The organism is Granulibacter bethesdensis, assembly GCF_001889525.1.
In the GTDB taxonomy this organism is placed as follows: Bacteria; Pseudomonadota; Alphaproteobacteria; order Acetobacterales; family Acetobacteraceae; genus Granulibacter; species Granulibacter bethesdensis_C.
On sequence record NZ_CP018192.1, the window covers coordinates 148,287 to 168,075 of the forward strand.

At 57.5% G+C, this 19,789-nt stretch carries 18 protein-coding genes; 10 read left to right on the forward strand and 8 right to left on the reverse strand.

Annotated features, from left to right (window positions below):
• The first annotated feature begins 39 nt into the window (after positions 1-39).
• The 8 genes from GbCGDNIH6_RS00665 to cydB all read left to right on the forward strand — a co-directional run bounded on the left by GbCGDNIH6_RS00665 (position 40) and on the right by cydB (position 10,110).
• Complete coding sequence (locus GbCGDNIH6_RS00665) at positions 40-2,772, forward strand: DUF4175 domain-containing protein (RefSeq protein ID WP_072562494.1); 2,733 nt, start codon at positions 40-42, stop codon at positions 2,770-2,772.
• 90 nt (positions 2,773-2,862) lie between these two features.
• Entirely contained in the window at positions 2,863-3,789 is a 927-nt protein-coding gene (locus GbCGDNIH6_RS00670) for a cell division ATP-binding protein FtsE (RefSeq protein ID WP_072562495.1), read from the forward strand.
• A gap of 22 nt (positions 3,790-3,811) precedes the next feature.
• Positions 3,812-4,849 carry a cell division protein FtsX gene (locus tag GbCGDNIH6_RS00675; RefSeq protein ID WP_332455402.1) on the forward strand — a complete coding sequence of 346 codons (1,038 nt, stop codon included), beginning with the start codon at positions 3,812-3,814 and terminating at the stop codon, positions 4,847-4,849.
• On the forward strand, positions 4,828-5,478 hold the full coding sequence (locus GbCGDNIH6_RS00680) for a YdcF family protein (RefSeq protein ID WP_232449877.1): 651 nt from the start codon (positions 4,828-4,830) through the stop codon (positions 5,476-5,478). Before GbCGDNIH6_RS00675 ends, GbCGDNIH6_RS00680 begins: the two co-directional genes overlap by 22 nt.
• A gap of 24 nt (positions 5,479-5,502) precedes the next feature.
• Positions 5,503-6,249, forward strand: a complete 747-nt coding sequence (locus GbCGDNIH6_RS00685; protein ID WP_072562496.1) for a lysophospholipid acyltransferase family protein — start codon at positions 5,503-5,505, stop codon at positions 6,247-6,249.
• A gap of 197 nt (positions 6,250-6,446) precedes the next feature.
• On the forward strand, positions 6,447-7,607 hold the full coding sequence (locus GbCGDNIH6_RS00690; protein WP_072562497.1) for a DUF2125 domain-containing protein: 1,161 nt from the start codon (positions 6,447-6,449) through the stop codon (positions 7,605-7,607).
• Positions 7,608-7,636: 29 nt separating this feature from the next.
• Positions 7,637-9,085, forward strand: a complete 1,449-nt coding sequence (locus GbCGDNIH6_RS00695) for a cytochrome ubiquinol oxidase subunit I (RefSeq protein WP_072562498.1) — start codon at positions 7,637-7,639, stop codon at positions 9,083-9,085.
• Complete coding sequence (gene cydB / locus GbCGDNIH6_RS00700; RefSeq protein ID WP_081366604.1) at positions 9,082-10,110, forward strand: cytochrome d ubiquinol oxidase subunit II; 1,029 nt, start codon at positions 9,082-9,084, stop codon at positions 10,108-10,110. Before GbCGDNIH6_RS00695 ends, cydB begins: the two co-directional genes overlap by 4 nt.
• 162 nt (positions 10,111-10,272) lie before the next feature.
• Here cydB and GbCGDNIH6_RS00705 read toward each other — a convergent pair whose 3' ends face one another.
• Genes GbCGDNIH6_RS00705 through GbCGDNIH6_RS00715 form a run of 3 tightly spaced genes read right to left on the reverse strand, consistent with a single transcriptional unit; the run spans position 10,273 to position 13,309 of the window.
• On the reverse strand, positions 10,273-11,160 hold the full coding sequence (locus GbCGDNIH6_RS00705; RefSeq protein ID WP_072562499.1) for a prephenate/arogenate dehydrogenase family protein: 888 nt from the start codon (positions 11,158-11,160) through the stop codon (positions 10,273-10,275).
• Positions 11,157-12,269 (reverse strand): histidinol-phosphate transaminase, encoded by a 1,113-nt coding sequence (gene hisC, locus GbCGDNIH6_RS00710; RefSeq protein WP_072562500.1) that lies wholly within the window; start codon positions 12,267-12,269, stop codon positions 11,157-11,159. Before hisC ends, GbCGDNIH6_RS00705 begins: the two co-directional genes overlap by 4 nt.
• Positions 12,266-13,309, reverse strand: coding sequence for a chorismate mutase (locus GbCGDNIH6_RS00715; protein ID WP_232449878.1), 1,044 nt, complete (start codon positions 13,307-13,309; stop codon positions 12,266-12,268). The genes hisC and GbCGDNIH6_RS00715 overlap by 4 nt, the downstream gene beginning before the upstream one ends.
• A 90-nt stretch (positions 13,310-13,399) precedes the next feature.
• Here GbCGDNIH6_RS00715 and metX point away from each other — a divergent pair, with 90 nt between their 5' ends.
• Together metX and metW are read left to right on the forward strand one after the other, a co-directional pair.
• Positions 13,400-14,620 (forward strand): homoserine O-acetyltransferase MetX, encoded by a 1,221-nt coding sequence (gene metX / locus GbCGDNIH6_RS00720; RefSeq protein ID WP_072562501.1) that lies wholly within the window; start codon positions 13,400-13,402, stop codon positions 14,618-14,620.
• 56 nt (positions 14,621-14,676) lie between these two features.
• A complete protein-coding gene (gene metW, locus GbCGDNIH6_RS00725; RefSeq protein WP_072562502.1) occupies positions 14,677-15,276 on the forward strand; it encodes a methionine biosynthesis protein MetW in 600 nt (199 codons plus the stop codon).
• A 54-nt stretch (positions 15,277-15,330) separates the two neighbouring features.
• Here the strand turns inward: metW and GbCGDNIH6_RS00730 are convergent, their stop codons facing one another.
• From GbCGDNIH6_RS00730 to GbCGDNIH6_RS00755, 5 genes are all read right to left on the reverse strand, one after another.
• Positions 15,331-15,594 carry a GlsB/YeaQ/YmgE family stress response membrane protein gene (locus tag GbCGDNIH6_RS00730; protein WP_072562503.1) on the reverse strand — a complete coding sequence of 88 codons (264 nt, stop codon included), beginning with the start codon at positions 15,592-15,594 and terminating at the stop codon, positions 15,331-15,333.
• Between the two features lie 468 nt (positions 15,595-16,062).
• The gene (locus GbCGDNIH6_RS00740) at positions 16,063-16,608 is read right to left on the reverse strand and encodes a hypothetical protein (RefSeq protein ID WP_072562505.1); all 546 of its coding nucleotides are present in this window, start codon (positions 16,606-16,608) and stop codon (positions 16,063-16,065) included.
• Between the two features lie 90 nt (positions 16,609-16,698).
• Positions 16,699-17,223, reverse strand: coding sequence for a hypothetical protein (locus tag GbCGDNIH6_RS12290; protein ID WP_157692283.1), 525 nt, complete (start codon positions 17,221-17,223; stop codon positions 16,699-16,701).
• Between the two features lie 53 nt (positions 17,224-17,276).
• On the reverse strand, positions 17,277-17,696 hold the full coding sequence (locus GbCGDNIH6_RS00750) for a fascin domain-containing protein (RefSeq protein WP_081369894.1): 420 nt from the start codon (positions 17,694-17,696) through the stop codon (positions 17,277-17,279).
• A gap of 599 nt (positions 17,697-18,295) precedes the next feature.
• Positions 18,296-19,786 carry a sensor histidine kinase gene (locus GbCGDNIH6_RS00755; RefSeq protein ID WP_232449879.1) on the reverse strand — a complete coding sequence of 497 codons (1,491 nt, stop codon included), beginning with the start codon at positions 19,784-19,786 and terminating at the stop codon, positions 18,296-18,298.
• Positions 19,787-19,789 lie beyond the last annotated feature (3 nt).

The following is a 19,789-nucleotide window of genomic DNA, read 5'->3' on the forward strand; positions in this document are numbered from 1 at the left end:
CAGGCAACGGAGAGGCAGCCGTATGGAGTATCGGGCCGGATGACGGCGGAGAATCCTTCCACGCTTCCCCCAATACTCGCGCAGCGGCGGCGTCAGGCATTGCGCGTGCTGCGGCTGGAGCGGCTCTGTCGTGCCGCCTGGCCGCTTCTGCCTGCCACCGGGTTTTTTATCTGCCTTGTTTTGCTGGATGTCTGGACGTGGCTGCCGCCATGGCCGCATCTGATTCTGCTGATCGTATTCTGGGTCGGGCTTGGCAGTTGGGTGGTATGGCGGTGGCATGTTCTGCCGAAACCGCTCCGGACCGATGCCGACCGGCGGCTGGAGCAGGATGCCGGACTGGCCCATCGCCCTTTAGCCACGCTGGATGACCGGCCTGCTCGGGGCAGTCCCCCCATGGCGCAGGCTTTGTGGCAGGCCCATACACACTTTGTGCTGGATCAGGTGCGGACCCTCCGTCGGGCGGTGCTACGTCCCGGCATTGCTGTCAGGGATCGTTTCTCCCTGCGGGCCTTGTCCCTGGTTGTATTAGCGGCACTGGGGGTCAGTGCCGGGGGAGATTTTTCCACTCGGCTGGCGCACGCACTCTGGCCCGTTTTGCCCCCTGCGCCATCCGTTCCGGGGCCGCAGGTGCAGGCATGGATTACGCCGCCCGCCTATACCGGGCTGCCCCCGATTTTCCTGCATGGCGAAACCGATGCGTCGCATCACCCTTACGCGGTTCCGGTCGGTTCAGTGCTGTCTCTGACCGTCTCCGGTCTCGATACGCCGCCGGGGCTGGAACTGGATGGTCACAGAACCCTTTTGCCCCGTCTGGCCGAGGGCAGTTTTCAGGCCGCCATTCCATTGGGGCAGCAGGCTGTCATCCCGGATGCATCTCTCACATTGCGAGCGGCCAGCGGGGCTGTTCTTGCTACATGGCGCATCAGGAGGGTGGCCGATGCACCCCCGCAGGTTACTTTTACCGCACCGCCGGAAAAGGCGGTGCATAGCTATGCGGTGCGTATTCCGTGGCAGGCACGGGACAATTACGGTATCGCCGGGGTGAGCGCGGTTGTGCATCTGACTGAACGGCCCGATCTGCCTCCGGTGACTGTGCCGTTACCGGTTCCAGCCGGACATCCGCGTGTCGTGGGAGGCGCGACGGAGAGCGATCTGACTGCCAATCCATGGGCCGGGCTGCCGGTGACCCTGACTTTGACGGCAAATGATACGGCGGGACAGACCGGTCAGTCGGAGCCTGTGTCATTGATTTTGCCGCAGAAGCCGTTCCGTAATCCGGTGGCAAGAGCATTGCTGTCGATCCGCCAGTCTCTGGCGCGTCGGCCGGAAGATAGGCGCAATGCGGTTGGTTCGCTGGCGGAGCTGGGGGCTCAGCCCGATATTCTGGCCGATGATCCAGGAGGATACCTCAATCTGCGCGCCATTACGTCGGAGCTGGCACGCAACATTTCTGCTTCTGCGATCAACGATGCGCTCAACCGGTTGTGGCTGCTGGCCCTGCATATCGAGGAAGGCGGCGCCGAGCGTACGGCCCGCGCTCTGTCCGCGGCCCGTCAGGAACTGAGGGAGGCGCTGAACCGGCAAAAAAACGGCGCGCCCCCGGATCAGCGTGAAATGCAGCGGCTGATGAGCCAGCTTGAACGCGCCCTGTCCGATCATTTGCAGCAGATGGCGGAGCAGGCGAGGCGGGAGGCAGCGATACCCGCCCCGGAGGACCGTCATGCCCCCCTGATGGACCGTTTGCGCAAACTGGACGAGCAGATGCGGCAGGCTTTGAAAGAGGGCCGGATGGAAGATGCCCGCCGCGCCATGGCGTCGCTGGATCGCGCTCTGGACCGGTTGCAGCATGCAAAGCCGATGACGGCGGAACAGAAGGCCCGCCGTGCGAAGCAGCAGCAGGCCAGACGGCAGGCGCAGGAACAGATGAAGGCGTTGCAGGATCTGACCCGCCGGCAGGCCGGATTGCTGGATAATGCGCAGAAGCGTGCCGAGGCGGCTCAGCAGGATGCCCCCCGCTTTCCGGATTTCGGCCCGGAGAATGATCCGGATGACGGACCGCCCGATCAGCAGGGTCAGGGAGGCAGCCAATCTCAGTCGGGACAACCCCCCTCAGGACAGCCGGGCCAGCAGGGCAGACGGGCTGATCCGGCCGAGGCCCTGCGAAAAGCGGATGAGACCACCCAGCAGGATGTGCGTCACAAACTGGCCGACCTGATGCAGCAGCTTAGCGAAAAAGGTGGGCAGATTCCACGCGGGATGGCGCAGGCTGATGCCGCGATGCGTGAGGCGATCGATGCGATGCGCCGTGGCCGTGACGATCAGACAGTCGATGCGGAACGACGGGCGCTCCAGAAACTGGCGGAGGGCCAGCAGGATATCAATCGCCAGCAGCAGGCCAATAAAGGGGGCCGGCCCGGTCAGGATCAGGGCGGAGAGGAACAGGAGGATGGCGATGAGGATGCGGTGACGCTCGGTGCCCCCTCTCAAGGCCAGCGCCGGGAGTCGGGTGACGGGCAAACGCCCGGCGAACAGGCTGGTGACAATGACAGTGATGGGGCAGGTGATCAGCATGACCGGCGTGATCCATTCGGACGCAGCCGCTCCGTGGGATCGGCTGCGGGTGATGAGAATGGCGATGACGTCCGTCTGCCTGGGCAGATGGAGCCGATGCGCAGCCGGGATGTGCAACAGGAATTGCGCCGCCGTGGTGCCGAGCGTAACCGCCCGCAGGAGGAACTGGATTATATTGACCGGCTGTTGCAGCAGTTTTGATCCACACCTATCGATGCATTTCAGACTTTTCCCGATCATGCCAAAATCGTTTTTCAGTCGGCAGGGTGCGGTGAAGGCGAGGGTGCTGACATGATCCGGTTTGAGCAGGTCGGGTTGCGCTATGGACCATTGCGTCGGGCAACGGGCAGCACGACTCTGCGTGATGCGGATCAGCCCGGTTTTGTTGAGCCGGGGGAAGTGCTCCGGGATGTTTCCCTGACAGTGCCGGATGGTGGTTTCCGCTGGCTGCTCGGTCCTTCCGGTGCGGGGAAAAGCAGTCTGCTGCGGTTGATGTACGCGGCGATCCGTCCCACCCGTGGCCGCATCATGTTGCTGGGGGCTGACCTGGCTGTGACACCGCGGGCGGCATTGCCTGTCCTACGTCGGCGGATCGGAGTGGTATTTCAGGATTTTCGCCTGTTGCCGCATCTGAACGCGTTCGACAACGTCGCCTTGCCTCTGCGGATTGCGGGCCGCCCGGAGGGCCAGATCAGGGCCGATGTGGCGGAGTTGCTGCGCTGGGTCGGTCTGGCCCGCAAGATGAATGCTCGCCCTGCTGAATTATCTGGTGGCGAGCAGCAGCGTGTAGCGATTGCGCGCGCGGTGATCGGACGCCCCTCCTTGATTCTGGCGGATGAGCCGACCGGCAATCTGGATGAAGCTCAGGCGGAACGGCTGATGCAGCTTCTGAAGGAGTTGAACCGGTTGGGAACGACGATCGTGGTGGCGACGCATAATGACGGGCTGGTGGCCCGTCATCCCGCACCCGCCTTGCGTCTGGCCCACGGCCATGTGCTGGCTGACGATACCGGATGGACTCACGGTATGATGGGTCGGGAATCCGGGTTTTCCTACGGTCTTGCAGCGCCGGAGGAAGCAAGATCGCCAACATATCCTCATGATGCTTCGGCTGGGCAGCCCGGGCTGCATGGGGCTGCGCCGCTGCAACCGGTAAGAAACGGCGCGGCTGTCGAGCGATCCTTCAGAAACAGACCGGCCGGGAGCCGTTTCCTCTGATGCGCTGTGATGCCCGCCGCTCATGAGCACCCGTCAGGAAAGACAACGTCGCCGGGCCGAGGAACGCCGCACCCGCCGGCTGCGTCCGATGCGCTTCGACGATCTGGGGCTGCGTCGTGCCCTGTCGGACCGGCTGCTGCCTTTGCTGGTGGCAGCAATGGCGTTTCTGGCGGCTTTGGCATTCGCAGGTTATGTCGCAGCTGATGCTTTGGGTCGCCATTGGCAGGAAGGCGCTGCGGCCTCCATGACTGTGCAGGTGCCACGGCCGACAGCGAGTGCCGATGATAAAGCTACGCCGGAGGCTGGCGGGAATAATCAGGCGGATACGCGGCGTGATGCCGTGCTGGCCGTGCTGCGCGCCACGCGGGGTATCGCCTCGGCCGAGCCGATGTCGGATCAGGAACTGACCGCGCTGCTGCGTCCCTGGCTCGGCTCGGACGCCGAAACATTATCCCTGCCGCTCCCGGCTGTGATCCGTGTGCGCCAGAATGCGGCCGGAAGTCCGGGGGGTGGCCAGGGGGATGGTGCGACGCTGGATATGACTGCGCTGGCGGCGGCGCTGGAGCGGGTTGCCCCTGGTACCGTTGTGGAAAGCCACGGTGTCTGGCTGGGCCGCCTGACCGCGCTGGCACACAGCCTTCAGCTCTGCGCCGGACTGGTATTGATCGTCGTGACACTTGTTGCGGTCTGTGTCATTGCGGTGGCGACACGGGCGGGGCTGATGGCCCGACGGGAGGCAATTGAAATCGTGCATGGGCTGGGTGCTACGGATGGTTATATCGCTCGGCGCTTCGCGGGGCGTACCACAGCCTTGGCCGCTGCCGGGGGCTTGGCAGGAGGGGTGCTGGCTCTGCCGGTGTTGATCTTCATGGGGCGGCTGACAGCGCCATTTGGCGGACTGAATGAGGCGGAGTCTGTGCAGGGTGGTGTGGCCGGGATCGTCTCTTGGTTGCCTCTGGCGCTTTGGATGACGATTCCCTGCATGCCGATGGGGGCTGCCTGTATCGGTTGGCTGACTACCCAGATGACTGTTCGCCGTTGGTTGAGGCGCCTGCCGTAGCGATGGGATATGCTGCTTCCTCCCTGTCGAGAAGGATGGGCCGGGCCGTGGTGAGCGTGCTGAACGGGTTCGGCCTGCTCGGTGGTTTTGCTCTGCTGGTCCTGTCCGGCGGATTTTTATGGTTTGCATGGCAAAGCCAGCATGTTCTCCGGGCGCCGTCCCATGCGGATGGCATCGTGGTTCTGACCGGCGGGGCGGAGCGTGTCGCAACCGGATTGAGGCTGCTGGCGGCTGGGCGAGGCAGCGTATTGTTGATTTCAGGCGTGGCGAAGGGGGCGTCGCTGGCCACGCTCGCCCGTGTTGCCGGCATTGATCCGACCCCTTTGGAGGGGCGGGTCACGCTGGGATATGAGGCCGCCACCACGCGCGGTAATGCTCTGGAAACAGCCGACTGGGCGCATGAGCGACAATTGAGAAGCGTCATCGTCGTCACGGCGGGGTATCATATGCCCCGCGCATTGGCCGAGCTGCGGCGTGCCATGCCCGATGTGATACTGTATCCAGAGACAGTGCACCCGGATCAGGGGGGCAGTCTGCTCAATGTTTTGAAACTGCTGTCCTCTGAATATGTGAAATGGTTGGGGGCGGAGCTGCATCTGTCCAGCCTGACGCCGGTCCGTGAAACGTGATGAGCTGACAGGATCTGCCAGGAAATGATTTTTCTTCGCTCACTGCTGTTTAACGCAGTGTTTTTTGCCGTCACGCTGGTGCTGAGTCTGTATGGATTTGTGCTGCGCTTTGTCGCCCCGCATCGTTTGATCGACGATGCCCGTCTATGGTCGCGTATCATGATCGCGGCGGCCCGGCTGATCTGCGGTATTCATGTCCGTGTGCGTGGGCTGGAGAACCTGCCGCCCGGACAGCCGGTGCTGATCGCTTCCCAGCATCAATCCGCGTTCGATACCATGGTATGGTTCGGGCTGGCCTCCTACCCGGTCTATGTTCTGAAAAAGCAACTGCTGAAAATCCCTGTTTTCGGGCCGTTGCTGCCACTGACGGGGATGATTCCGGTGGATCGGGATGGTGGCATGGCTTCGCTGCGTAATCTGGTCAGTGCATCGCTGGAGGCAGCCTCCTTGAACCGGCAGATCGTGATTTTCCCGGAAGGCACCCGCACGGATCCGGGCGTGGAGGTGCCGCTGCATCCCGGTATTTATGCGGTGGCCTCGAAAACGGGGCTGCCGATCGTGCCGGTCACGACCAATTCCGGTCTTTTCTGGGGACGCCGTGCATTCCGTAAATATCCGGGCACGATCAATGTTGATATTCATCCGCCCCTTTCACCTGGCAGCCGGGCCGTAACCATGGAGGCTCTCCGCAGCCTGTATCATCGTGCTGGCAATGACATAGCAACATTTGTCCACACCTCGGAAAGGGCTGTGGATAAGTCTGTGGTTTAGTCTGAAGGAATCGTCAGGAAAAAATCGAACTGAATTATATAACTTATTGATTTAAAATAAAAAATCATGGTGATGGACAAGGTATGAAGGATTCCGGGCACGATGGGGATGAATGGCCGCGCGACGGCGGCCCTGAATGCCCTTAAACTGCTCTGGATGAACGATTTGCTCGCACATCCAGCACAGCGGAGCCTCCCATGAGACGTCTCTGGTTCCGTCTTGTCCTTCTTGCCGTCGTTCTGGCAGGGGCTGATTATGGACTCTGGCAGTGGACTGTGAACCGTCTGGTGGAGCAATCGCTGCTCTGGACACAGCAGCGACCGGATGGGCTGATGCTCAAGGTCCGTGCGGCTGCGTTATCCGGTGGCTGGCCGCTGCGGGCGCGGATCACCCTGCCGGAGCCGGAACTGTTTGTCGGCGGATATCCTGTCTGGCAGGGACAGGCGCTTGAGGTCGAGGTATCGCCGTGGCACCCCCTGCAACTGCTTATGAGGCCACAGGGACCGCAGGCTGCTTTTCCTGAATCACCCTGGAAGATCATGATGCAACCCGCCAGTGCCAGTGTCACCTTGCCGGTCAGGCTTGCCTGGGATGGGTGGTGGCCGGTTGCACTGGTGCCGGATATGGACCCGTCCATACATACCCTCGATCTTCATATGACCGCTCAGGATGTGCGTCTGCGGCCCAATGGTTCCGGCTGGACAAGCGCTGATCCCGCCCCGCACCCTGATACGGGACTGCCTGCAGGATACGATATCATCACCATCAGCAGGGTGGGGATGCATCTGCGATTGGATCAGGCTTTGGCCGTGCAGTGCAGTCTTGATGATGTCGTGTTGCCATCTGTCCGCCAGTGGCCGTTCGGAAAAACGGTACAGCATGTAAATGTGGCTGCCAGAATTGATCCATTTCCTTTTTCGAACGTTCAGCCCCAGGAGAAAATCAGCGCGTGGCGAGCCGAGTCGGATGTGTTCAGAATATTGGATGCCACTCTGACATGGGGTAGCCTGCGTGCGAGTATGGCGGGACAGGGAGGGCTGGATGACTTTCTGCAGCCGGTCATGCAGGGCGTGGTGACGATAGCATCACCCGAGGAGACGATCACATCATTGCGTGATCAGGGCTGGATGGCGCCCGGATTATATATGGCTGCCAAAACCATGCTTGGCCTGTTTGTCCAAGCGACAGACGCTCCGGGGCGTGCGACACAGAAGGATAGTGTTGATCACGCCGATACGGCCCGGAGCCGTCCTGCGTATGTTTCCGTGCCTTTCCGGCTGGCCGACACTGTCTTGATGATCGGACAGGTTCCGGTTCTTAAAATACCACCTCCCCCTTGGGCGCATAGCCTACGGTAGCGGCTGTCGCCCAGCGTTGAAGGAAAAACATGATGCCCGGTATGGATGCTATTTTCCTGGCGCGGCTCCAGTTCGCTTTTACCGTCGGCTTCCATATTGTTTTCCCAGCTTTCTCCATCGGGTTGGCCAGTTATCTGGCGGTGCTGGAAGGGCTTTGGCTGAAAACAGGGCGGCCTGTTTATCTGGATCTGTTCCGCTACTGGTCAAAAATCTTTGCCGTCGGTTTCGGCATGGGTGTCGTCTCTGGTCTGGTGATGTCCTATGAATTCGGGACGAACTGGGGTGCTTTCGCGGCCAAGGCCGGTCCCGTCATCGGTCCCCTGATGGGATACGAAGTGCTCACTGCTTTCTTTCTGGAAGCCGGTTTCCTGGGCATCATGCTGTTCGGCATGGAGAAAGTGGGGCGGAAACTGCATTTCCTCGCCACCTGTCTGGTCGCTCTTGGCACGCTGATCAGCGCCACCTGGATTCTGGCGGTGAATTCGTGGATGCAGACCCCTGCCGGTTATACAATCGATGCGGCAACGGGACGTTTTCTGCCTGCGGACTGGATGGCGGTCATTTTCAACCCCTCCTTTCCTTTCCGTTTTGCCCATATGGTGCTGGCGGCCTTTCTCAGCGTGGCTTTTGTGGTGGGTGGTACCGGGGCCTGGCATCTGCTGCGCGGGCGTCGCAATGACGCCGTGCGGACGATGTTTTCCATGGCGATGTGGATGGCCGCACTGGTCACGCCACTTCAGGTGCTGGTCGGTGATGCGCAGGGTGGGAATACGTTAAAGCACCAGCCAACAAAAATCGCGGCGATGGAAGGATATTGGCGCAATGGTGCTCCGGGGGCCGGTGTGCCGATGGTCCTGTTCGCCCTGCCGGATCAGAAGGCGCAGGAGAACCGGTTCGAGATTGCCATTCCGCATGTCGCCTCTCTGTATCTGAAGCATGACTGGACGGGTACCATTCCGGCCTTGACGGATGTGCCGCCTGAAAACCAGCCCCCGGTGATCGTGGTGTTCTTTGCGTTCCGCATTATGGTCGCGCTGGGTATGCTGATGCTCGCCGTAGGATTGTGGAGCCTGTATGAGCGCTGGCGCGGGCGGCTGTTCGATACAGTCTGGTTGCATCGTGCGGTGCTGACGCTGGGGCCTGCCGGGTTTGTGGCGCTTCTTGCAGGCTGGGTAGTCACGGAAGTCGGGCGGCAGCCTTACACCGTATACGGGCTGTTGCGCACGGCGGAGAGTTCCTCCCCTATCGGCCTGCCCGGTATGGCGATTTCACTGAGTGCATTCGTGATCGTCTATCTGATCGTCTATGCTGCCGGAATCAGCATTCTGCTGCGTATGATGGGCAGGCCGCCTGAACACGGGGAAACCCCGCCTGCGCCCGAGCCGAGCCGTGCGGCCGGTATCGTGCCGGGGCCTGCCGGTGCCGTTGATGATCTGCATCGTGATAATCACACCATCCGCCCGGGGAGTGTCGTATGATCACCGAAAACCTTCCCTATATCTGGGGCATGATCATAGCCGTAGCGGTGCTGGCCTATGTCCTGCTGGACGGGTTCGATCTGGGATGCGGCATCCTGTTTCTGGCGGAGCGCGAGGAGGAGGACCGGGATGTGATGGTGAATTCCATTGCGCCGGTCTGGGATGGCAACGAAACCTGGCTGGTCATGGGGGGTGGGGGATTGCTGGCTGTGTTCCCCGTTGCCTATGCAATTCTGTTTTCCGCTTTCTATCCTACCATTATCGCCATGTTGCTGGCTTTGGTGTTTCGCGGCGTCGCGTTCGAGTTCCGTTTCAAGGCCCATACTCTGCGCGGGCGCAGGTGGTGGGACCGGGCTTTCTGCCTCGGCTCACTGGTCGCGGCGCTGTGTCAGGGCATGACGCTGGGTGGCATCCTTCAGGGTGTGCACCATAATGGTTTTGCCTATACGGGAGGCTGGTTCGACTGGCTGACCCCTTTCACCGTGTTGTGTGGGGTAGCGGTCGTTGTGGGATACACGCTGCTGGGAGCCTGCTGGCTGATCCTGAAAACCGAGAACGGGCTGCATGTGCGTGCCCGCCATTATGCGAAACCGCTTTTCATTCTTCTTTTGTTGCTGATTGCCGCTGTGAGCCTTTGGACTCCGTTGTTGAACGAAACCTATCGGCTGCGCTGGTTCTCCTGGCCCGGCATTGTTCTGACGGCCCCTGTTCCATTGCTGGTGGCGGCGATGGCACTGGGATTCTGGCGGTCCTTGCAACAGAAACGGCATGCTGCCCCGTTGCTCTATGCGATGGGGATGTTTTTGCTGTGCTATGTCGGGCTGGGGATCAGCCTGTTTCCCAATATCGTTCCACCAGCCCATGGTACGACACCGCTTTCGCTGGTTGATGCTGCGGCGCCTGCGGCCAGCCAGATGTTTCTGCTGGTCGGGGCGGTTGTGCTGATTCCGATGGTGCTGGGCTATAACGCCTATTCCTACTGGATTTTCCGAGGGAAAGTCCGGCACGGTGAGGGCTACCACTGATGCGGAGCAGCCTGCGCCGACTGGCCTGGTTCGCCGGCTTGTGGGTGGCTGGCGTAGTGGCCGTGGGAGGGGTGGCGGAGCTTCTGCACTGGGTGATCCGCCACACCATGACGGGCTAGAATGGCAAAAGGGGCGCTGCCATGGTGCCCCTTTCTGCTGTCGTCAGGCCTGATTGATTTCGATCAGATTGCGCCGGATACGGCGGCCACGTTCGATTTTATCGACGATGTAATCCTCATCGCCCCAGCGCACAGCACGCGCCATGGCCTGAGCATCCTCCGTAAAGCGGGCCAGCATCTCCAGCAGGGCGTCCCGGTTATTGAGGAAAATATCCCGCCACATGGTTGGGTCCGAAGCCGCGATCCGGGTGAAATCCCGGAACCCGGAAGCCGCGAATTTCAAAACCTGCTGGCGGCTTTCATCAGCCAGATCGTCGGCGGTGCCGCAGATAGTGAAGGCGATCAGATGCGGCAGATGGCTGACGATGGCCAGCACGCGGTCATGATGGGCTGGTTCCATGATCTCGACTTGAGCCCCACAGCCACGCCAGAGGGCAGAGACTGCTTCGATGGCTTCTTCAGCGGTATCGGGGGGAGGGGTCAGCAAGGTCCAGCGATCCCGAAACAGGGTGGAAAAACCTGATTCCGGGCCTGAATATTCGGTGCCCGCCAGCGGATGGCCGGGCACGAAATGCACATGCGGGGGCAGCAGGGGGCCGACATCCCGGATCACGGATTGTTTGGTGGAGCCGACATCCGTCAGGATGCAACCCGGTGCCAGATGAGGGGCGATCTTTTCAGCCACCTCGGCAAAGGCGCCGACCGGGACACAGAGAATCACGGCATCCGCATCCTGCGCCGCCTGTGCCGGATCGGCCTCGCAACGATCGGCAATTCCCAGTCGGGCAACACGCTCCAGAATATCGGCTCGGTCACAGGCAATGATTTCATCGGCCAGCCGGTTTTCCCGCACCGCCCGGGCCAGAGAACTGCCAATGAGACCCAGACCGATCAGGGTGAGACGGCGAAAGACCGGAGAAGCTTCTGTCATGATGCGGCATCGCTGTCGGCTTGTGCCTGCACCATGAAAGCGCGCAGGGCTTGGGCTACCAGATCACATTCCTCGTTTGTGCCGATGGTAATGCGCAGATAGGCGGGCAAGCCGTAACTGGCAACGCGGCGCACGATCAGCCCCCGTGTGCGCAGCCAGCGATCGGCGGCGATCGCGCGTGCTTCGCTGCCGAAATCTGCCAACAGGAAATTGGTGACGCTCGGCAGAGTGGGAATGCCGATATCGAACAGTGCTTTAGCCAGTTTTGCACGGGCGGCGCTGTTATGGGAGCGGCTGCGTTCGACCCAGCCCGGTTCCTCCAGCGCACCGATCGCAGCTTCCTGCACGGCGGCATTGACGGTGAAAGGCCCGCGCACCCTATTCAACACATCCACGATGGCAGGCGGTGCATAGGCCCAGCCGAGCCGCAGCCCACCCAGCCCGAAAATCTTGCTGAAAGTGCGGGTCATGACTGTATTGTCGCCAGCATCGACCAGTGCCACGCCGGGATCGTAATCGGGGGCATCGACATATTCGGCATAGGCCGCATCCAGCACCAGCAGCACATCAGGCGGCAGGCTCGCCCGCAGACGTGTAATTTCGCTGGTGGGGAGCATGGTGCCGGTGGGGTTGTTCGGATTGGCGATGCAGATCACCCTTGTGCGCGGGGTCACGGCGTTCAGCAGTGCATCGACATCGGTGGTCAGAGCCTGTTCCGGCACCTTCACCACTTTGGCCCCGGCATAATGGCCATACATCTCGTACACACTGAATCCGTGCACGCTCATGATCAGTTCCGAATCCGGATTGCTGTAGGCCATGCAGAGATGCGCGATCATTTCATCCGATCCGACACCGCAGACGATGCGGGCCGGATCGATACCGAAATAACGCCCGATGGCCTCTCGCAACGCGTGGGAGCCGCCATCAGGATAACGGTGCAGGCTGGACACGGCCTTCAGATAGGCCTGCTGCGCAGCAGGAGGCGGCCCGAATGCGCCTTCATTCGAGGAGAGTTTGATCACCTGTTCGACGCCGGGCAGCTTTGATTCTCCGCCGATATAGGGGTGAATGGCCTCGATACCGGGATTGGGACGGGGATTGCTCATGCTGTGCTTCCTGCCTGTGAGGCAGGGACAGGAACTGCATAGCATCCCAGTACGACAGGTGGACGCAGCAGAGGGGTCAGGGCTGCCAGCCGGGGATCGGAATCCTCAACAAATCCAGCGACATCCGCCAACACATGGGCGTCATCCGCCCCCGGTATACGACGCAGGATCGTATTGCCGACTGAAAAACCGGCATTGATCAGCATTTGTGTCAGCCTTGCCCGGCTGATGTCGGAAGCGATTTCCAGCCCCAGTAAAGCGCGGTCATTGCCGGACGGATCGGGTGCGATGGCTGCCACCGCCATGGCATCGGCACGGGGGGCGCCTTCAGGCCGGGGGTTCCAGACTGGCAGGCGGGCGACAATATGGATGCGGGGGGCATCATGGTGCAACAGGGCGGTCCACCATGCGGCGCGGGGCGATTCGTCATCAACCGGGGCCGGGACCACCGCCACCATGGTTTGTCCGCTGCTGACATCGGCAATGGCCTGGGCCGGGCTGCCATAGATGCGCAATGGCGTCAGGGCCCCGAAATGCTCCCGCGCGATCTGGGTCATGGCGGCGGAACCGTCATCGCTGTCGCAGACCGAGACGGTAAAATTGCGCTGCATACTGTTCGATCCGGCGAATAGCTCCCGCCAGATACGTATGATGGTCTGTTCCGGGAACTGTCCCTGATGGCGTCCGAGCAGGCGGCGAATAATTGCCGCTTCCCGTCCTGGTCGGATCGAGACACCGCTCTTTGTTGTGGCAATGGAACGGACTGTTTCTGCTCGCTGGATCAGGAGATCATGCAGTGCATCATCGATGGTATCCAGTTTTGCGCGCAGCATGCCCAGCGCTGCTTCGGCCTCGCCCGTGGAAGCGGGAGACGATGCATCCGGTGGAGACAGAACACGTGAGGCAAGACCAGACAGAATGGGGCGCATGACGATATCGGGCCAATATTCGGGCGCCTGCTGTGCAGGGGCCAAATCCTTATGAAGATCGACCTGATAGCCGAAGCATGCCTCGCTGCAAAGCATTGCAGTATCAGCCATGGTGGTTGAGCATGGGCGGGGTGGTTGCATGACGGGCATCAGAGGGCATAGTCACCCTTTGCCGGGAGCTGCCCCCCGGAGTCATGACCGGTGAAGCGATCTGTGAATACAGCGCCACAAAATGATGTTTTCGTGTTTCGGGATGGCCTGCCGCTGGATAATGGCGGCAGCCTGGACGGGATTCGCATTGCCTATCGTACCTATGGCGCGCTGAATGCAGAGGCCAGCAACGCGATTCTGGTGTGCCATGCGTTGACGGGGGATCAATATGTGGCTGATCCCAATCCCGTCACTGGCAAGCCTGGATGGTGGTACGGTGTAGTAGGACCGGGCTGCCCGATTGATACCAACCGTTATTTCGTCATCTGCTCCAACGTGATTGGCGGTTGTATGGGCAGCACCGGGCCGCGTAGCCCCCATGATCCGGCCTTGCCGGATGATGCGCCCGGTGTGGAGTTGTGGGGAACCGATTTCCCCAGCCTGACCATCCGGGACATGGTGCGCGCCCAGAAAAAACTGATCGAGCATCTCGGCATTGCACGCCTGTTTGCGGTGATTGGTGGTTCTTTCGGTGGGATGCAGGCGCTGCAATGGGCGGCGAGCTATCCGGATGCTGTGTTCGCGGCGATCCCGATTGCCACGGCGTCTTTCCATTCGGCGCAGAACATTGCCTTCAACGAGGTCGGGCGGCAGGCGATTTTCGGTGATCCGAACTGGAACGGGGGGGCCTACTGGCGCACCGGTCACATGCCGGAGCGCGGTCTGGCGGTCGCCCGGATGGTGGCCCATATCACCTATCTCAGTGAGCAGGCTCTGGCGCGGAAATTCGGACGCCGGGTACGTCGTGACGGGATGGGGGGGGAGACCGCCGCCAATCTGTTCGGAGAGATGTTCGAGGTCGAAAGCTATCTGCGCTATCAGGGTGGCGCGTTCGTGAAGCGGTTCGATGCCAACGCCTATCTGACCATCACCCGGGCTGCGGATCATTTCGATCTGGCGGAAGAATATGGTGGGGATCTTGCGGCGGCGTTTGCTGGCACGAAAACACGGTTCTGCGTGATCTCCTTCAGTTCCGACTGGCTTTACCCCACGGCCGAGAGCCGCCATATCGCCCGCGCCCTGAACCGGGTGGCGGCGAATGTGAGCTTCGTAGAAGTGACCTCCGACAAGGGACATGACGCGTTTCTGCTGGATGAACCGGATTTCCATCGGGTGCTGAATGGTTTTCTTGAGGGATGTGCCGATCATGCCGGGCTGGCGTTCAATGGTTTTGGCGATGGCTCCGCCTTGCTGCGGGTGGAGGTATCATGAACAACCTGTCCTCTCCGCCCGAGCCTTCGCACGCCATGCGGCATAGTGGGCGGAACATGCGGCTTGATCTGCGTCTGATCGCGGAGATGATCGAGCCGCGTAGTCGTGTGCTGGATATTGGCTGTGGTGACGGTGCCTTGATCGAGCATCTGATGCGCACCCGTGGCTGTGATGCACGCGGGATCGAGATCGACATGGCGGAGGCAACGCGGGCGGTCGCACATGGCCTGTCGGTGATGCATGGTGATGCTGATGAGGATCTGGCGCATTACCCGGATGATGCGTTTGATTATGTCGTGTTGTCCCGCACACTTCAGGCAGTCGAACGCCCCCGGGAAGTGTTGCGTCAAATGTTGCGCATCGGCAGTCGGGCGCTGGTGAGCTTCCCCAATTTCGGGCACTGGCAGGTGCGGCTTCAGCTGCTGATGCGGGGGAGAATGCCCATGACCGGAGTCTGGAACCGTGCATGGCACGAGACCCCGAATATCCATCCCTGCACCATCCGCGATTTCTTCGAGTTGTGCGGGCAGGAAGGCTATCAGGTCGAACAATGGCTGGCAGCGGGGGAGGCCGGTCAGCGTTCTCCGTGGCGGCGCTCAGCTAGGCTTGCCAATCTGTTCGGGGAACAGGGCCTGTTCATGCTGCGCAAGGCATGAAAAAGCCCCGGCCTGACAGACCGGGGCTTGAAATCCAGGCGTGGTCAGTAGCGGTCACACCGTATTTGATGAACGACCGACGATGAAGCGGTAGATTGCCAGAATGATGATGGCGCCTACGACTGAGCCGATAAAGCGGGCGCCATCCTCGGGACCATACCAATGCAGAACGCGGCCAAGCCAGGTGGCAACCAGAGAGCCGCCAATGCCCAGCAGAATGGTGACGATGATACCACCCGGATCACGTCCCGGCATGATCAGCTTGGCCACTGCCCCAACGATCAGACCGATGAGAATAGTCCACAGAAGCGAAAACATTGCGGTGCGCCTTTGATGCAGGTCTCCAGACTGATCATGACGCATGAACACTGAAAAGGTTCTGTCACGACTCAGTTTAGGTGATGCTGATCAATGAAAGACACTCAAAGACACAGTTTTGTTGACAGATACAGATAGAAGGCCTGTTCGCTGAAAGAAATCGGATGTTTGCCTGTGCTTCATGGAATGGGGTTCCAGCGTGTTAAAGGCCAGTATGATTGGATACTTTACCAGAAATGCCATCACCATCGCTTTGGATTGATCAGCATGGTTGATATCGCTGTCTTCCGACATTGGCTCATATTTATCCATGTCATATAGGGTTATTTTCATACATCATAACAGCCTCTTGAGCAGTCTTGACCTTGTAATGTTGAAATGGCGTGAAAATCGAATGCAGCACAGGTTTTTATCGAGCTAGATAGCATCAATATAGAATTCATGATAAACGGTGATATGTTTTTAGAATCAAATATTGATATCAGGAATTTCCGTATCGTCTTCAAAAAAATCAAGCATACAAACTTTAATACCCCAAATTGTACGAAGTTTTACCCCTGAATATAAAGTTGAAAAAGTGGAACCGCCTCTGCTATTCTGAACAACCATGGATTGTCCGTTGAAAATAATCTGTCTATATCCACGAATCATGAAATTCATTTCACAGATGCCGCCAGCTGTCATGAATTTCAATCGGCTGATATACTTCAAAGTATCAACAACAAGCGGATTTTCGGGAAGAGATAAAGCGATCTGGGAAAAATGTATGATTGTAGTAGTTGTTGTGTTTGGATTGATAACAGGCTGCGGTGTCTTCAATACCTTTCCTTGTATATTTCTATTAGAATAAAACCATGCCCAGTTATTTTTGTAATTATTGTTATCGTAGAAATAAATATTATTTTTTGTCAAATTTCTAATATAGAAAACTTTTGTTTCTTCTAAAGAAGCGGTGTAAGTGCCTATTTCTTCTAAAAGGCCGATCATTGCTCCGCTGTTCAAATTGGTAGTCATATTGTGTTTCTCCTTTTATGGATCTTCTAAAGATATTTTGATCCGTCAATAACAAAATAAAGAAAGGATGATGTTAAATTCTAATCAGAACTATATGATCATGTCCGGAACGGTTTGATCATTTGTGAATACATCTATGATACATAAATCATAACCCCATATTGTTCTTAGATTTATATTTGAGAACAGATTGCAAACAGAAACTTCATTGCCATCCGTGCTTCGGCCTTTTTCAACATCTTTACCATTTTCTGTAATGGTGATGCGCCTGAATCCTCCAAATGTAAAATCAATAAAACAGTCGATGCTATTTATTGTAAAATGAAACTGCATATATTTATTATTTATTCCTTGAGTGCTACCTTGAGATATATATATTATAGCATTTGTTGTTGAGTAATTATATATAATGGGCTGTGGAGGTTTTATTACAAGCGCATTGATTGATTGATCTGCAGAAAACCAAGTGAATTTAGGTTTATCATCGTAAAAGTATATTTTGTTGTCTGTAAGATTCCGTATATAAAATACAGTTGTCCCTACCAGTGAAGGCGTATGTGCAGGAATACCTTTCAAAAAACTGTTGAAGGCCCCGGTATTTAGATTTTCTGTCATGGTTTTATCTTTCTAAACGGTGACGATAAAAAATTAATGAATTTTACACAGTATTATGTTTCAAACGAAGTAACTTTGAATTTACTATTTTCGTCGATTGTGTTACTTCTTGTTTCTATATTATTATTTCCATCCCTTGAAACTAGACCTATATACATTCCTGTATCGGCACGAAGAGCAATAGTGTCTTTATCAAAAACTTCCAATTTAAATACGCAGAAGGGATCCATCTGGCTTTTTGCAGCCTCGATTGTTTGTGCATATCCCCGATATATTCTACTCAAATATGCATTATTGACCGCATAAAGGGCGACGTTTTCCTCGCCAAGAAATATAAGAGAAAGATTGCACCAACTATCAATGGAGGACTTCGCCGCTTCAATTGTCTGCTTACCATCTCTGGCAATAACGGAAAGGAATAAATTATTGGAGGCTTTAAGAGCAATCTTTGCTGTCACATAATTGACCATCATTTTATCCTTATGTTGATAAAGTGGTTATTTTGCCAAGCAGAAAAATTTGATTCACTTGCAGGGTGGGTTGTTTACTTTTAGTAAATTTTTGATGAACTCTTATAGTAAGACAATCAACAAATTTTTTCTTGCGTAAAGAAAAATAACCCTGTTCTAAATAAAAAACAAGTTAATATTTTTTGTGTTATAAAATTTTAACTTAATAAATACTTTTTGCTATATTTTTTTATATTATATTCTACTTTTGGTAGGAATTAATGTCCTAATAATTGATAGACAAGTTTCCAAATAAAATTTTCTGTGTGCTTTTGATAAAGTCGCTCGCAATCTGGTCTGTTTAAAACGAACGAGGATCAGCACCTAATATTAAGAGAGGCAAGCCTTCAACATACAGGAAAAACGGCGATATCAGAGAGCTACTGAATGAAATTGTGTATGTGCTACATTGTTGTACACTGACCTCTGCATAGTATAGAGATCATTATTTTGCGCCATAAGAACCCTGTCCATCAATCAGAGCAAAGTAATGGTATTGCCTGTCGGGCATTCGTGCACTGGGGATTTCCACATGGCGGCTGCGAAAGACGCCACTGCATCAGTTATATCTTTCCGAGCTGCAGGTGAATTGTGGATTTGTCTGCCTCCTCTCCGTCAGATAAAGTCTTTGGCGCGGCCGCATGCAGGATGAGCACGGCACGCAGGCCGGGGTTGTTATCTTCAAGTCGCAGGACACCACCATGTAGTTGAGCCACTGCTTGCACCAGAGCGAGACCAAGACCTGATCCGGGCGTGCTGCGCGCTGTTTCACCGCGGAAAAAACGCTCTGTCGCCCGGTTGCGGTCGGCTTCCGGAATACCGGGGCCGTTATCTGCAACCAGTGCAAAAATATCTGCTCCATTACGCCAGCCGCTCAAATGCAGCGTGCCGCCGGTGGGAAGGAATTTGATGGCATTGTCGAGCATATTTGCCAAAGCCTGTTGCAGCAGGCTGCGATCACCGAAAATCGGCAGCGGATTGGGGCAGTCGAACACGAACAGAAGGTTTTTCTCTTCGGCCAGCGGTTCGTACAGCTCACAGAGATCAGCCAGAATGGGTTGAAGGTCCGTGGTGGCAAAAGCTGATCGTCTCGCGCCGCTTTCAATTTCCGCGATCCGCAACAGGCCCTGAAAAATTGCGGTGACACCATCCAGATCGGCAATGGCGCGCTCGACCGCGGCAGCCAGTTTGGTGTCTTCCTCGCTATAGGTCAGCGCATCTTCCAGACGGGCGCGGACCCGGGCAATGGGGGTGCGCAGATCGTGGGCGATGGCGTTGGAGACCTGCTTCACGCCCTCCATCAGACGACCGATCCGGTCCAGCATGTCATTGACGGTTTCGGCCAGACGATCAAACTCGTCTCCCCGCCCGGAGAGTTTGACACGGCGGGTTAAGTTCCCGGCCCCGATGGCGGCGGCAACAGAGGAGATATCGGCCAGTGACCGCCGGAACAGCCCCCTGACCACCAAAGCCCCCGCAATGCTCAGGGCGACAACGACCACCATGGCCCAGACCAGCGATCCGGTCAGCAGATCCCGCAGCCGTGCCCGCGCCTGTACATCGCGCCCGATCAGAAGATGAAAGCCGCTGGGCAGGTCGAAGCGGCGGATACGCGCCAGAGACTTGGTTCCGGCCCGTTGGATCGACAATTCGAACCAGGTATTGGTCGTGTTCATCTGGCTTGGCCAATGCGCCAGATTACCGGCGATTCGCCTCTGCTCGGGATCAGTCAGTAGATAGATCGCATCATCATCCAGATTTTCACTGAGACGTTCCTGAATCCCCTGCACAAGGGCAGGCAGTCCACCATCGTTCCAGCGCTCCGCCAGCCCCTGTGCATCGGTGAGAATGGCTGTCTCGGTCTGGCGGTTCAGCAGACCGGCCGTGGTCCACCACAGAAAAACCGCCAGAGCCAGGGCGCTGATGGCGAACAGCCCCGCATAGAGCATGGCGAAGCGCACGCTGGCGGAGGGCACCAGCGAGAGATTGCGCCGGAAGGCCCGCAGCCACAGACTCCAGCGGCGCAGCAGGGACCGCCGGGGAAGGGAGGGCAAGTG

Excerpts from the sequence above, each read along its gene's own strand:
- GbCGDNIH6_RS00665 (WP_072562494.1), top strand. The coding sequence starts at position 40 with ATGACGGCGGAGAATCCTTCCACGCTTCCCCCAATACTCGCGCAGCGG.
- GbCGDNIH6_RS00670 (WP_072562495.1), top strand. The coding sequence starts at position 2,863 with ATGATCCGGTTTGAGCAGGTCGGGTTGCGCTATGGACCATTGCGTCGG.
- GbCGDNIH6_RS00675 (WP_332455402.1), top strand. The coding sequence starts at position 3,812 with ATGAGCACCCGTCAGGAAAGACAACGTCGCCGGGCCGAGGAACGCCGC.
- GbCGDNIH6_RS00685 (WP_072562496.1), top strand. The coding sequence starts at position 5,503 with ATGATTTTTCTTCGCTCACTGCTGTTTAACGCAGTGTTTTTTGCCGTC.
- GbCGDNIH6_RS00690 (WP_072562497.1), top strand. The coding sequence starts at position 6,447 with ATGAGACGTCTCTGGTTCCGTCTTGTCCTTCTTGCCGTCGTTCTGGCA.
- GbCGDNIH6_RS00695 (WP_072562498.1), top strand. The coding sequence starts at position 7,637 with ATGATGCCCGGTATGGATGCTATTTTCCTGGCGCGGCTCCAGTTCGCT.
- cydB (WP_081366604.1), top strand. The coding sequence starts at position 9,082 with ATGATCACCGAAAACCTTCCCTATATCTGGGGCATGATCATAGCCGTA.
- GbCGDNIH6_RS00705 (WP_072562499.1), bottom strand. The coding sequence starts at position 11,160 with ATGACAGAAGCTTCTCCGGTCTTTCGCCGTCTCACCCTGATCGGTCTG.
- hisC (WP_072562500.1), bottom strand. The coding sequence starts at position 12,269 with ATGAGCAATCCCCGTCCCAATCCCGGTATCGAGGCCATTCACCCCTAT.
- GbCGDNIH6_RS00715 (WP_232449878.1), bottom strand. The coding sequence starts at position 13,309 with ATGGCTGATACTGCAATGCTTTGCAGCGAGGCATGCTTCGGCTATCAG.
- metW (WP_072562502.1), top strand. The coding sequence starts at position 14,677 with ATGCGGCTTGATCTGCGTCTGATCGCGGAGATGATCGAGCCGCGTAGT.
- GbCGDNIH6_RS00730 (WP_072562503.1), bottom strand. The coding sequence starts at position 15,594 with ATGTTTTCGCTTCTGTGGACTATTCTCATCGGTCTGATCGTTGGGGCA.
- GbCGDNIH6_RS00740 (WP_072562505.1), bottom strand. The coding sequence starts at position 16,608 with ATGACTACCAATTTGAACAGCGGAGCAATGATCGGCCTTTTAGAAGAA.
- GbCGDNIH6_RS12290 (WP_157692283.1), bottom strand. The coding sequence starts at position 17,223 with ATGACAGAAAATCTAAATACCGGGGCCTTCAACAGTTTTTTGAAAGGT.
- GbCGDNIH6_RS00750 (WP_081369894.1), bottom strand. The coding sequence starts at position 17,696 with ATGATGGTCAATTATGTGACAGCAAAGATTGCTCTTAAAGCCTCCAAT.